Source organism: Agrobacterium tumefaciens (assembly GCF_005221325.1).
In the GTDB taxonomy this organism is placed as follows: Bacteria; Pseudomonadota; Alphaproteobacteria; order Rhizobiales; family Rhizobiaceae; genus Agrobacterium.
The window spans coordinates 1,975,685-1,989,670 of record NZ_CP039889.1; the positions used below are offsets into that span (position 1 = coordinate 1,975,685).

A 13,986-nucleotide genomic window follows, 5' to 3' on the forward strand; every position below is an offset into this window, starting at 1 on the left:
ACTCGTGGAACATCCAAGTCTAAGCGTTTTCTAATATTGCTTTCTTCGCAATTTTATCGAGAGTTTTCTTGTTAAGAATCGCGAAGAGAAGTGCCGAGTGTTTCCCGTTGCGCGGCATTTCGAAATCGGAAATCTCGATTGGGGGACCTTTGGCCCGAGCGCTTAGTAAAGAAAAAATAGGCACGGCATACTCACGTGAGTTTGACGAGTATCGATCTAAACTTCGTGCTAAAGGCAATTTGTCTGCCGGGATACGATCGTTTAGGCTGCATGAGCATCCGAAACGCCAGTACCGTCTGGCTGGCAAATTTGCTAGACACCCGGCTTACCGCGGCCTTCTACTCGCTAATCCTTTTCCAAAGCGATTTGAGGAGCTGCCAAGAAGCGGCTTCCCGGTACTGACAGGGTACTTCGCCGAGCTAGCTTGGAACGCCAGCCTCATAAAAGCATACGCTACGGAAATCAGCGAGTTTGTTGCATTGCGAGACGAAGTCGACAGTGCTCTTCTCGTTTCCGATGACGCCCAAATTGAGGCTTTGCTAATTAGAGCCGAAGAGCGGTTCGGTATCAGTGCCTGGCTGATCGAACACAGGATCAACCTGCACGATCGTACCGGAAATTCTTCGGGGAAAAATCGTTACGTTCAAGCGATCCTTAATCGGGACAATAATGCGGTGTTTAACTACCTGCTGAGCTGGTACAGTTATCGGTCCGGTGCGGCAGTTTCAGCGGCAGAGTTCGAACGACATCTCGATGAACTTGGTGTTCCCACAAACGGCATCTTCCATATTATATGTGCGCTTAATGGGCGACATATCAAAGTCGGGCCAGAGGCGGCCGGGGAGATGCTGAACTATAGTGATTATTTCCCGCTAATTGACCGATATCATATTCTCATCTCAGCCCTTCAGGGCCTGTTTTCGAGCGGGCCACTCGAAGATACCGTTGCAGAATTCACGCGAAGTATACTGGGAGACCTCTGCGTAGGCGTACCAGATTTGCAGTTAGGCCGATTATCGAGGGCGTTTGGGAATGACGTAAATGTCCCCTTGGACCAAGCCATCCTCGAAATGCAGGATGACCTCGCCGCGAATCGGCACGATAAGATCGCGGCGGCAGTGACTGGGGCTCGCCTGTTCGGAATGAACATTGAATTATTAGCGGTAGTGCTGCAATCCGAAGCAGCGTCCAGCCAGATGTACCTGGTGCCGGCTCCCGAGGAGCGCTCGTTCTTTGGTGATATCCGATCAGACCTATCAACAGCGTTGAGTTACGGTGAGGACGGCATCGAAGCGCGACTGCGCCTTCAGAAGATAATTCTCGCTTACTGCAACACGTCATGGGCATCCTCGTTACGGCTTCTCCTTGAGAGACAATGCCATGATGAAAGGGTACTGGAGCCAACATTCCTACAGACTGTCTTAGGTCTCAGAAGTGCGGCTGAGACAATCGATCTCGTTTTGACGTTACCGGCGGGCCAAATACGAGAGCGTGCCTTACGGGAGGCGGTGAAACAGAATCCACGTAGCCCGTCGGTTGGGTTCGTCGCGAGGCTCTGCGGTTATGAGAACTCCTCATCGCCGAGCTTATCCGAGATGGCAGAGGCTTTACTTGCACAACGGCAGATGAAATTTGAGAGAGCAGCAGAGAGACTTAGTGATATTGCCGCTAGCACCTCCTCGCCTGCAGTAGCACTAGAAGCTTCGAGATTGCTCTCCAACACTTACTGGCGGGACGGCCAACTTGCGGAAACAACAGATTTATCCGCTAGCCTTTTTGTGAAGTCAAAATATTTTGGTTCCATCTTGCCGATCCGTGAGCTGGTTTCGGAACTGCTCAAATGGCATGATAAGCCCCTCGCAAGCTCGCCTACTCGAGGGCGTTTGAGTGCGGCGATTGTGTTCGACGCGCACTCGCGATACGTCTCGGCGGAATTCGAAGCAGAGCGTGCCGACGCGTTTAAGGATGTGCTCCGCGCTAACGGCGTGAGAAAAGCCTCTGAACTAGGAACGATCGCGCACCGTTTTTCAATATCGGAGCTGATCTATTTCCTTCGATACATCTGCGTCCCGAACGTACTTGATCAATCACTAGCGCTTGAGACTTCAAGAGCGGTCGAGGACGAACGGGTATCAATTCTCCTTCTCATCAGCGAATTAACAGCTGGTCGAGTTCCTGCCGCTATCAAAGAAGAACTACGAGAAATTCGAACGAAGCAAATTGTTCGAGAAACCACACTTCGATTAGATGAAAGTAAGATTTACGTCAATGTAGAGGGAATCCGCCGATCTATTGACGTATCAATGAGAGATGATTGGAACCGCTACAGATTGATGAATGATGGCTTAGAGCAGAAGCTACTTGATCTGCTTGGTGCAGTTCGTAGTGAAGCTGGAACAGAGCCAATGCGGATTATCTTCGCAAATCCGCTTAGCGAACGATTTACTCTTCTCAAGCGTATGGTCTCGACGTTACGAGATGAGTTCACGCTAAACAAAGAGTATGGGCTCAATTCAAACTTGAGCACGAATATTCGACATGGTTACGTCGAAAAGGAAATACGCGGACCGTTGTTGGGACGGAATCTTATAACAAATAAAGATACCGATCGTGGCTCCTATCTTGAGAACAAGTTCTGGCTCGAGCGCCCCGTTGAGTTGGATATCAGCTCTCGTGAGAAGCTCTCCGCGCTATTTTCTAAGTTTTCCGCAAAGATTGACGATCAAATCGATCGGTTGAACCGGCAGCTCCTACGTATTCAATCAGAGGAAACGCCCGACGGCCTATTTAAGTATGCTCTTTCTGATGCCGCTCTTGCGGCGGTGGACGGCAAATGGGCGTCTAAGGAGACCTTCGACGAATTCATAGAGACTGTTTTTTCAACTTTTTGGGAAGGAACGCAAAGGAACCTCGCTCAAGTTCGATCCACCTTGGAGACCGAAGTTATATCTGGGTTGATCGAGAGTTTGCGCGAGTTCGCACAGGACATCGCTTCGGAGGGACTTGATAGGGAGTTACCTGGCCTAGAACACGCCCTAACTATGGTGCAGCCTGAGATGCGTGCTGCAATTGAGCGGGTCGCTAGCTGGTTTACTCTTTCGAGCAATAACGAATATCAAGACTTCGATTTGACGATCGCCTTCCAAGCCGGGATGAACACCGTCAAGACCTATTTCCGGAACCTGACAATCAACGACAGATACCAGTCTAATGGCCAAATCCTAATGAACGGATGGTGCCTCCCTATGTTTGCGCGGTTGTTTTTCTTGATCCTCGACAATGCTGCTACACACGGCGCGCGAAATCGCGATCGCCTAAATATAGCGATGACTGTCGAGATCAAAGAAGGCCATCTATTTATTCGGGCGACCAATGACTTATCACCGGACCATGATCGTGGTGAGCTCAAACGTAAGATCGTTGAAATAAATAGAGACTACGGGCAGGCCCGGGCTATGGAATTGCTGTCGGAGGAGGGAGGGTCTGGGTATCCTAAAATTTGGAAGCTGCTGAAAACAGATTTGATGGTCAGAGATCACGTGCTTTATGTGGCAGCTAATGAGAGCGAGTTTAGCGTAGAAATTTTATTGCCGACTGGAGGTATTGTACGTGAGGCTTCTAATAGTTGAAGATGACGAAGAGAAAGCAAGTCGGCTCGAACAATTTATGTTCGACACATATCGACCTTCAAGTACTAAGGTATGCCGGTCGTTTCAAAGCGGTTTGAGGGCGGCTCTGAGTGAAACGTTCGATTTACTTTTGCTCGACATGACCATGACAAACTATGACAGATCACTGCAGGACGATGGCGGACGGCCGCATCATTTTGCTGGCCGCGAAATACTGCGCCAGCTTGCGAGAGAGGACGTGCATATCCCGGTTATAGTGGTGACGCAATTTGGACGCTTTGGTGAAGAAGCCGAAGCTGTGACGTTGTCAGAGTTAGAAACAGAATTACAGTCACGGTTCCCGGATTACCTCGGTACAGTCCACTACCGATCTAACGCAGACAACTGGAAGTCTCAGCTGGAGACGTTCATAGGACATCGCTTCCCCAAGGAGAGGCAAGGTTGAGAATTCTAATTGTTGAAGATCAGGCCGAAAAATTTGGTCGTGTACACACCGTTCTTACGCAGTCCGGAATTTTGAAGACTGACATTGTTCACGCAATAGCACTTACGCAGGCCTATGACTACTTGTGTCAAGATCAGTTTGACCTGATGCTTTTGGACGTCAATATCCCGCGTCGACTAGGTGAAATCCCTGTGCGTGGCGGTGGGATAGAATTGTTGCGAGAGCTTGCTAGAGAAAGTGAACTGAAGCGGCCAAACTATATCGTTGGACTGACAGCATTTGAGGATGTTGTAGAAGAATTTGGCCCAGCGTTCCAAGATCAGCTCTGGTCCCTCGTTCAATATAGCGAATCATCGGACCGTTGGGTATCTCAACTGCTCGTTAAGGTGGCCTATATAGAAGCCGTTAAACGGTCTCGAAATTTCAGTGACGGTGAGACTCACGGTTGCGACCTCGCAATCATAACAGCGCTCGATACTGTGGAGTTCTCCGCAGTAAAACAATTACCGATGAGCTGGCAGCCGCTTAAACTCCCGCACGATGAAACGAGATATATTTCAGGAACGTTTCTGAAGGGCTCAGTAACAAAAAGCGTAATCGCAGCTGCCGCGCCTCGCATGGGGCTGGCGGCTTCGGCAGTGCTGGCTGCGAAAATGATCCACCAATTTCGTCCAAGGCTATTAGCGATGGTCGGCATCTGTGCAGGCCGTGTCGATAAAGTGAAAATCGGCGACATCGTTATCGCTGATCCTACTTGGGACTGGGGCAGCGGAAAGATAGTAGCGGAGGGTGGAAAAGCGAAGTTTCTACCGTCCCCACACCAGCTCGATCTTGACCCGGATATAGCGGGATTGTTGCGCGAGATGGCAAGGGATAGCAAGGTTCTGAGTGACATCTCTACGAACGCGAGTGGGACTAAACCTGCAACTAAGCTCTCGGCTCACGTAGCACCAATGGTGTCCGGTGCGGCGGTCGTATCGCACGGGCCAACAGTCGATGGTTTGCTTGCGCAGCATCGGGGAATTGTGGGTGTTGATATGGAGGCTTACTCTGTGGCTGCTGCTGCTCAGAGCAGCGGTAAGCCAAGACCCGATTTTGTTGTTATTAAGGGTGTTAGCGACTACGCTGATGAACACAAGGCTGACGACTATCAAGAATACGCAGCTTCGGTTAGTGCGCTATTCCTGTACAACTTTGCAGTCGAGTTCTTATAATTGGCTGCCGAACCCAGTAATGCTCTTGTTTGGGAAGCTAAATTGATATTTTAGGATGTCGCGAACCGCGCTGCTGCCCATGCAGAAGCGGTTGGCATCTTCAGGAAAAACAAATCCGCCCGTCAATCAGCGGTTCAATGAACCGGCGTTCATAGAAAGCGCACCCACCCTCCGCAGTCGGGATGGCCGGAGGGACTGCATTCGCTCTAATCATATAGCGGACCTGCCGCTGGGTTAGGCCACTCTCCTTGATGAGTGAGCTGGTTCACGCTGACGTAGCGTTTGCGGAAATCCCGCAAGTCCGCTCGCGACGTTACGCGATAGACGACAGCTCCACTATCCGAGCTCACCTCTTCGAAGTTAATTGAGCGGCTTTTCTGTAAGGCCCAAAGACTTCTTTGGGAAATTTCCAGAATCCTCAAGGCCTCAGTGTTATCGACGTGTGTGCCGGAAAACTTCGAATTCTTTAATTCTGACGGATCGACCATAAGGTCGTCGAGGAGCAACGGCCGCCCACTAAGTGCGACACGTTTCAATTCGTTTCTGACGATTTTCGTGAGCAGATCGACTCGGTTGATTCCAATTCGCTCGGAAACTTCTTTGACCGATTGCATCCCTGGCTCGAGCGCGCTGGTTGCGACCTTCTGGATCGCTTCGTGAAGTTCTTTCACCTCGACCTCGGAAATCAAACGGGTGTTACGTTGGCCACGATGACCGATTTGATCGAAGTCCAGACGACGCAATACGCCAGCCGCAACGAGGTTCGCCACGAAACCGGGAGTGCATCTCAGGATATTAGCGGCCTTGCGAGATTGGATCGTGCCACCCGACATCCGCTCAAACAGTGCCAGCGCGCCGATGGGGATGGCCTTCGTATCGATGTTTGCATCGACGAGCCGGCGCCTGACGACGGGTGATGACAATCCCGTCACAGACGAAATGTGAGCCACCGTCGTCCATTTTTCGTCCTGTGTACGCGCAAAGTTTTTTACAGAGGCCGGGAGCGGATATCGGTCGACCACATGCGCACGGAACAGTTCACAGATTTGTTGATAGCTGTCTTTGTGCTGGCTTTGCCGGATATGGGTATAGAAGCGACCGTAACGAAGAAACGTGCCTGCGGCCGCACCTTCTGAAATGCGGTCGAGAGCTTCGTAAAACCGGTCTACCCCTCCGGCCAGCGCTTCGTAGCCAACATGAGTCGCTTCGCCGAGAGCTTTCTGCGTCAGCAGTTCAAGGGTTTGGTCTCTGCCGTGAACTAATGCCACTCCCAGGACGCGGCTGATGTTGAGAACTACCGCGGTCTCGAGCTGGTCGATCAGCGGCCCATGAGAAACGTTGCTATAAAATCTGTCACCGATAAACAAATCGACAGGGCCAGCTGGCCGGTCGGAAAGTCCAGAAGAAAGCCTCTGAATTTTCTCGCATTCGACTTCGAGTTCCACGCAGAAGTCGAACGAGGGGCTGGTCTTTCGTCCGGGAAGTTCGACGAGTTCGCAGTGGTGCACATGACAGGTGCGATACGGCTTCAAGAGCCAAAGTGCCCGCCGATAGCGACGCGTTCCAGGAATACGATCGCCGCACAGCTCATCGGCCTCAAAGCATTTCGGGCAGAAACGAAGCGTATTCCTGAGCAGCAGGGCCTGTTCAAATGTCTGCCCGAACAGCGTTGTGGACCGATAAGACGTAACTGCGGTCGCATGGCGTGTCAGCTGCTCGCTTGGTAAGCCTACCAAAGACGAAAGCATTAACATGGCGTCGGGCTTTCCGTGATTCAGGCCGTGGAACGACAATCCATAAGCCTTACAGAAGTAGCTTAAGCGGACCCATGCGGTTGGTTTTCGCGAGACGGGAAAGGTAACTTGGAAGGACCTCGTCTGCGAAGAGTGGAACTTGCAACATCGTTTACTCATCTCCCAATTTAATTCTGTGTGAGGTCTGGCGGCTTGAGTTCGGTCCATTCATCGCGTCGTTGTCAGTCTTCCGTTTTCATCGACCTCTCGAACGATGTTGAACCAGTCTTCGGCGATGAAAACATTGGTGTTGTCATCGCAGTTGCTAAGCCGTCGATACCCGTCAGCGAAGTGATCGTGGTTGATGACTTTGTGGTGGAAGGTCTTGTCATCGAAGATGGCGCTTTGAATTGAGAGCTTCATCAATTGCACGACCATGCCGAACCGCTGTAGACCGCCGTGCATGAGCCGCGTGATGAATTTCCTGGTAGGTTTGAACGAGGGTGCGAAACCGACGGTGGAACACAGCTCATTCAAAACCGATGCTACGAAGGGGATTTCGTGCTCCGTAAGCAATTCCATCTCGACGACACGGGTTCTCCGCGATGTTTGCTGATGAGGGTCAGCCTCGATGACGCCCATCATGTCATCCACGCCGCTCAGGATTAGCCAAACTGGCCAAGTGTCAGACTGCATGATGGCTTTGATCTGGTTGGCCGGGTGCTCTTTGGACTTGCTCGTTGGGGCGTGGAGAACGTGCTGAAATTCATCAAAGAAGACGATCTTGTACTCTTTGACCATCAAAGCGTCCCGCAGCTTGTCCCAAATTGCGGTTTCGTTTTTGAGCGCGCCGCCTGGGTAGCCCGCTGCCTTGAGGGCATGCTCACCGAGTGACTTCATCGAACATCCGGCAGGTGTTTTTACCCACAAGCAGGCCTGCTTTTTGTTGCCGTACTGATCGACGTAAGGCTGGAGACCGGGGTGGGTTTTGAGCCGATGGCGGATCATTGTGCTCTTCCCGCTGCCGGATTTGCCCGGCACGGCAATCGCATATCCCTCTGGCATATTGCCCGCCGCGATCTCGGAGATCATGATGCTGAACTCGAGACTGAATTTGTCGTCCATCTTGGTCGCAACATAGAAATTCTCGAGCTTGGCAAGAAGCTCGGAGCGCATGAGTTGCGCCGGGTCCATGGTGGAACGAAGGAACTCAAGCATCGAGTTGGCAGGGTGGGGGTTCATGAGATCACTCCTTCGTTTCGACACGCAGATTGACTGCGTCGATGTCCAGTTCGTCGTCATCATCCACGGCTGGAGTGGACGAGGGGGAGTTCTTTGTTGTCTTGGGTTTGATCTTCTGACGAACGTCACGTGCTGTGCGCTTATCGTTCGGCTCTTCCAGGACATCCGGGTCAAAGGTTCCGGTTGGGTTCATAGGGTCGTCCCCCGAGACGCTAGCGAGAAGGTCGGTGGTGCCGTCTGAGACCGGGCGCTGGGACGGATCAGCGAAGTCGATGTAGAGGTGCTTGGACCACTCCCCGTTCATCATGTTCTTGCGTTCGAAGTTTTTGATGGTTTTGTCGGTAATCAGCGGACCACCGATGTCGTGTGCCAGCCGCGTTTGTTCAGCGGTCTTTTCGATGGCGGCCAACGCGTCGGCGACGATCTGACGCGCGCGCTCCTTACCAGGTGCGCGCTCTCCGAACTTCTTGCGGAGATAGATGACCGTCTCCATCCACTCCGGGACCGATACTCCTTTGAAGCCTTCGAATGTGGCGTATGCGTCGTACCAATTGTCGTCGCGGGGGTCTTTGAAGGAGATTGCCCACATGTCTCGATCGTTCATCCGTACTTCCACTTCACAATTGAGCTTGTGCATCACGAGGTCATCGAGCTCCCTTGATGCGTAAGTGTTTCCAAGGATAGTGATCCCGCGACGGCCGATCGTTCGAAAGAGACGGATGCCAAAGATGTCTCGATACTGCTCCACAGTGGGAGGAGGCGGAACAGCGCGCTCCTGTTGAGAGCCACGGTACCAGCGCTCCAGCGGCGTCTCGCCGCTCAGGGATCGGTGTGGCGTGTTGTGATAGCAAACGACGATGAGCTGTACGAGAAGCTCGCACAGCATCTCGCGAGTGATGTGAGCGTGCTTCTCTGGCTTGTATTGTCCCTTCAGCAGAATGTTCCCAAAAGTCTGCCCCGAAAAGAAGTGCATGTATCGGGTAGACAACGACTGAAAAAACCTTTCGACGCGGCCCCGCAGATGGGGATGCTTGCTTGGAGGAATCGCATGTTTGCCAGTGAGAGCCTGCACGACGAGAGGGAACTCCTCGTTTGCGAAGCCTGCTCCAGCATCAGTGTGTACGCGGTCGGGAACGCCACACTGAGGCCATTCGATCGCCTCCTGTGAAAGCGCGGTCGTGTATTCCTTGTCACGGACGGCCATGGCCAAGGTGGCAATGGATTCTGCCGCACAAGGTGCGCCAGCAAGAACACGCATCCCGAGGATCGAACGAGAGTATGCGTCGAGAGCGACACAAATCCAAACGCGCTCGATTTTTTTGATCCGGTCCTGGATGTTCAGGTCGAGCAACTCCCAGAACCCGAACATTTCGCAAATGACCATGAGGTTAATGTTCTGTTCATCCATCTCCACGATATGGAGGGGATAGCGCGGCTGAAGGCCTTTGCGGCTAATGGCGTGCTGACGTGTGGTGAGTTGATGGTCCTTGTCACGAGCGAGTTTTACGACGAACTCGTCCATCGCCTTCACCATGCGACGGAAGGTGCCATACGAGCAAAGCCGGCCCGGCTTGTCATCGACCAATTCACGCCGCGCATGATCGCGTGCCAGCTTTGAGTATGCTGCCCACATATTCGGGACGTTTTCGCTCAAATATTCGTGGATGTAGGTGCCGAAATACTTCAGTTCTTCTGCGGAGAAACTGCTGCCAAAAGCTACGCGCCCACGATGTTTCCATACGAGGCTGCCATCCAAACGATTACCGTTCTGAAAATCCTTTACCCAGCGACGGAACTGACGGAGGGATACGATCCCACGCTTTTTGTTGCCGCGCTCCTTCCGGGCGTCATCGGCTTTTTCGATCAGTGACGCGTTCTCTAAGCGAAACTTGCGGAGAAACTGCTTGATGTCGTCGTCAGACTTCGTAAGCGTTCCTTCTTCAAGCTCCTCCAGGAATTGGCGCACCGCGACCGTTTTGAGAGCAACATCCTCGCGCAACTTGTCGAGAGATCGTTTGGCGGCACGCTTGATTGCGCTCTCTTTCGAGAAGTAATGTCTTTCGATGACCAATTGATCTCGGTGGATATATTCGCGGATTTCCGACCAAGCCAGCACGATGGTATTTTGAGGCCGATCGTCATCAGACTTGATGACCACCCCTTCTTCCAGGCGCTCGTCGAAACGACATGGACGTCCAAAGAACTCGATACGATCATCAGTACCGATTTCCGTGTAGGTCACCTTTTGGGGATCATGCTTTTTCTTCGTCATTTAGATACCCTTTGCGAGAGATACGCGGGAGAGGCGCGTCATGATCATTTCTTCAGCATGCGGATGGTCGTGCTGAAGCTCGTTGTTGTCGATAAGGGCCCATACGGCGGTCCAGCTATCGGCGAAGGTGATCGCCGGATAGAGCTCGGCAAACAGGTCGAAGAGCATCGCCGTACCCCCCATCATTCGGAGCTTTTCGATCAGCCGTTGGTTCGTCGCTTCATTCTGAAGCTTGCGCGATCGAAGGCGCTCCTCGGCGCACAAGACGGCAGGCTTGTTGATTTGGAGGTCGGTGTAGAGGTGAATGCGATGCGCGAACCTACCGAGGCATTGCTTCATCAACAGTTCATGGATGATAGTCAGATCGCGGAGGTTGTCTTCCGCTCGCACGAGGTACAGCGACCGACAATTGTTGTCGAAGTCAGCACAGATGTCGGCATAGTGATGGCACAATTTTCCTTGATGTACGAATGGCAGAGGTCCGAATTGCGTGCGCACGCTCACAACGCGCGGGTTGCAAGCGAGCAACGTCAACAGGCCAGCTTCCAACTGGCTTTCAAGACGATGACTGGCCCCGCTATCCCCGAACGGCATCGTGATGCGGTTGCTGACAATACTCATTCGTTCTTCTACGGGGGTGCTGTCAGGCTTGTTTTTCAGGGAGATGTCACGGTCGCCTTCAACGATGACCGGATATGAGCGACCCTGACGGCGACTGCCGCCTACCCCGCCGTTGCTGCCAAATGACGCGAAATTTGTCGTGCGCACATACGGGACGGCGAGTAAATCGCGTCCTTTACGGCGCTCGTGAAGAATCTGAATAGCAAGCGGAATCTCGACTTCCATGCTCTACCTCTCCCCATGCGGGACCGCTCCGCTAGCCTCTCGGCTGCAGAATTGAACACGCCACCAGCCCGCGTTGCGGACGAAATGACAGGTCTGGCTGCTGATGCGGCTACAGACGTATGAGGTGTGGGGAGGTGGTGACGCCGGCGCGGCAAGCGAACGTCATGAAATCACGAGACCCGTCATTCTCGTGATTGGAATGTGAGATCACGTTGAGAGTGGTCGGATTTTTCGAGGCAGTAAAATTGAACATCCCGGTTACCTTTTGGCCTCATTGCGGTCGTCCCGCAGGCCAAGGCATCTTTGGGCCTTGCTCACGGAGACGCGAAACATACCTTGTTCAATATTCGCATGGGTCGTCTCCCAGGTTGACACCCGGCGGTATGCGGCGGGTGTTTAAACTTGGCGACATGTTCCCACGCGATGGTTACTGGCTAGTTAACGTGGAAACCGCTCTATGTTCCGGTGAGGGAGCGGCAACCGAAGTCGACAACCACGAAAAGGTGTTCGGTCATATATCGGTTTTCGTTGGGTGGGGTCGGCATGGCAATCCTTTCTGCGCTCTGATGCGCTTTCGGGCAGGAAAGCGACAATAGCGATAGGTAGAACGGGCGAAGCTCGTGCGTCCTTGAAAGGAATTATTTGGCGTTACCGTGCATGGCGCATCTCCGTGAGCGACTCGGGGAAGGGGCAAAACTCTCACCCGGGTTAACCCACCCCGGGGAGCATGCTGGTACGCCTACAATCGTACCTCACCGCGGGGACAGTTGTAGTCCTTGGGCCGCGCGCTCTCTTTGGCAAATCCCGTGATACTCGGCGGACCATGCAACTCTTAGGTCGCCGCATCGGATTTACAGTTGTGCATTTAACGATCTTTTTGGGCCCGTCAACTCAAATCGATCGAAAAAAGAAATAATCTAAGTTATTGTTATCGTTTATTAATTCTAAAATTTTAACAACTCTGGGAAAGCTGGTTATTTTTCCGGAGTTTAACAGCGGGACAGCATACAACGCTGGTACCGGACGGTTGATGGCGGCGGCATTCAATTGCAAAAATGATGCCCTTCTCCTCGAACTTTCGTTTGAAAGCCATTGTAAGTGATACCGGTGTGCTCTACCTTTCCATCAAGAAGACTGTTGCGATTGCGCGATTTCAGAAAGGGAGGGCTAGCAAATGACCATGAGCATCTGCCCCGAGCTTCTCTCAGCTGTTTCTGAGGTCTGCAGCTACCGCTTTCACCACCGCTCCGCCGAGGTCCGATCTTTAGGGATACCCCCTAGAGTGCCGATAACGGACAGAAGGAGCTACAATGTCTTTGAAATCCCACAATATCTCCCGCGCTTCTGAGGCAGTGCGCGCCCGTCGGATTCTCGAGGCCACCTCAGCGGTATCCGAACTGGTGCTGAGGCTGCAGGCTGACCACCCGCACCGATCCCTTGATGGTATTCTGCTTGTGGTCAGCGATAAGGGTGTTGCCCTTGTACCCAACGGAAAAGCCACTGCAAGAAATTCGACGAACATTCCGATGCCGCGAGGTACCCGGGTTCGTCATCTGTTGGCAGCCTTGATGGTTGAGGACGGCGACGTCGAGTTGGCGATCAAGGTATTGACGGTGCGACTGGCGGAGGCAAATGAAGCCGGAAAAACTTTGAACATGTACCAGGACGAGGCGATTGGCGGGCCGAGCGTGGCGCTGCACCTTGCAGTCCGGGCTTTCGTTGACGTTGACGTTTGAAACGCGATCTGCGTGACGGGCCGGACGACAGGCAGTTGCCGGCCCACTTTTTTCAAAAATTAGAGAGCGCTTATTGACGTTTCCCTTTTTGTTCTGTATTTGTTCGGTTATGGAACATTTTACCCACCTCATACGAATAGGTTGATCCCCGCCCGCTGCGAGTCTCGCGGCGACGATCAACAGTATTGCGTTGGGGAATTCGATAATGGGTATCGCAGAGGCCGCGAAGTCAATTCGTGCAAACCGCAGTTCCGCATCAATCCGTACTTTCGAACCTTCGGCGACCGTCAAGTGTGATGGTCCGACGATGTTCCGTTCTCAGGTGGCGAGAGATACCGCCTGCCTTTTTGACGTGAACCCCTCGATCAGCTCTTGGCATTGTATGCCAATGCCACTGGATTGCGGGGGAGGTGCCCACGTTCCAGATTTTGGTATCGTTGACGATGACGGTAGTCGGTTTTTACTCGATGCACCCGACAGGGTAATGCCTATCGATATGATGGATATTGAGACCTGCGCCCACAGTCAGGGATTCAGGTATCGGCGTCTCGTTCGTCAAGAAGTCTATGACGGGTATCGATTGCAGAATGCAAGGGACCTGCTTCGCTACGGCAACCATACCTTGGCACTCGGCGACCGCGTGAGATTGCTCGCAGCATTAAGCGAACACGGCACGCTTACCGTTGCCGATTGCATGACGGCCTTTGCTGAAACCAAGCCAATTGCCGCGCTCGCCCAGTTGATTTTGCGCGGCTTCGTAGAGGTAGACCTCGATACAGAGTTGCTGGGCCCGGAAACGTTGGTCCGGCGAATACGGTCCTGACTGAGGCGTCAGTGTAACCCGTTCACTCCGTTATCCGAGGAATCGC

The 13,986-nt window shown here is 52.7% G+C and carries 9 protein-coding genes; 5 read left to right on the forward strand and 4 right to left on the reverse strand.

Translation table 11 applies throughout. The annotated features are described in order from the left end of the window. Positions 1-68: 68 nt before the first annotated feature. From CFBP5499_RS24010 to CFBP5499_RS24020, 3 genes are read left to right on the forward strand one after another with little or no spacing between them, the layout of a single operon-like run. Positions 69-3,629, forward strand: coding sequence for a hypothetical protein (locus CFBP5499_RS24010; protein WP_130932529.1), 3,561 nt, complete (start codon positions 69-71; stop codon positions 3,627-3,629). Further along, the gene (locus tag CFBP5499_RS24015) at positions 3,610-4,074 is read left to right on the forward strand and encodes a response regulator (protein ID WP_080827802.1); all 465 of its coding nucleotides are present in this window, start codon (positions 3,610-3,612) and stop codon (positions 4,072-4,074) included. Before CFBP5499_RS24010 ends, CFBP5499_RS24015 begins: the two co-directional genes overlap by 20 nt. Beyond that, positions 4,071-5,288, forward strand: coding sequence for a response regulator (locus tag CFBP5499_RS24020; protein WP_080827801.1), 1,218 nt, complete (start codon positions 4,071-4,073; stop codon positions 5,286-5,288). The genes CFBP5499_RS24015 and CFBP5499_RS24020 overlap by 4 nt, the downstream gene beginning before the upstream one ends. Positions 5,289-5,494: 206 nt before the next feature. On the opposite strand, the gene CFBP5499_RS24025 is transcribed toward CFBP5499_RS24020, so the two are convergent. From CFBP5499_RS24025 to CFBP5499_RS24040, 4 genes are all read right to left on the reverse strand, one after another. Next, complete coding sequence (locus CFBP5499_RS24025; protein WP_233284235.1) at positions 5,495-7,042, reverse strand: TniQ family protein; 1,548 nt, start codon at positions 7,040-7,042, stop codon at positions 5,495-5,497. Positions 7,043-7,249: 207 nt separating this feature from the next. Continuing rightward, the gene (locus CFBP5499_RS24030; RefSeq protein ID WP_158523289.1) at positions 7,250-8,263 is read right to left on the reverse strand and encodes a TniB family NTP-binding protein; all 1,014 of its coding nucleotides are present in this window, start codon (positions 8,261-8,263) and stop codon (positions 7,250-7,252) included. 4 nt (positions 8,264-8,267) lie between these two features. Next, positions 8,268-10,535, reverse strand: coding sequence for a DDE-type integrase/transposase/recombinase (locus CFBP5499_RS24035; protein WP_080827798.1), 2,268 nt, complete (start codon positions 10,533-10,535; stop codon positions 8,268-8,270). Beyond that, positions 10,536-11,381: a hypothetical protein gene (locus tag CFBP5499_RS24040; RefSeq protein ID WP_080827797.1), complete on the reverse strand. Its 846-nt coding sequence runs from the start codon at positions 11,379-11,381 to the stop codon at positions 10,536-10,538. 1,310 nt (positions 11,382-12,691) lie between these two features. On the opposite strand from CFBP5499_RS24040, the gene CFBP5499_RS24045 reads away from it, so the two are divergent. Both CFBP5499_RS24045 and CFBP5499_RS24050 read left to right on the forward strand, forming a co-directional pair. Further along, the gene (locus tag CFBP5499_RS24045; protein WP_080827796.1) at positions 12,692-13,117 is read left to right on the forward strand and encodes a hypothetical protein; all 426 of its coding nucleotides are present in this window, start codon (positions 12,692-12,694) and stop codon (positions 13,115-13,117) included. 205 nt (positions 13,118-13,322) lie between these two features. Then, complete coding sequence (locus tag CFBP5499_RS24050) at positions 13,323-13,940, forward strand: hypothetical protein (RefSeq protein ID WP_080827795.1); 618 nt, start codon at positions 13,323-13,325, stop codon at positions 13,938-13,940. The last annotated feature ends 46 nt before the right edge of the window (positions 13,941-13,986 follow it).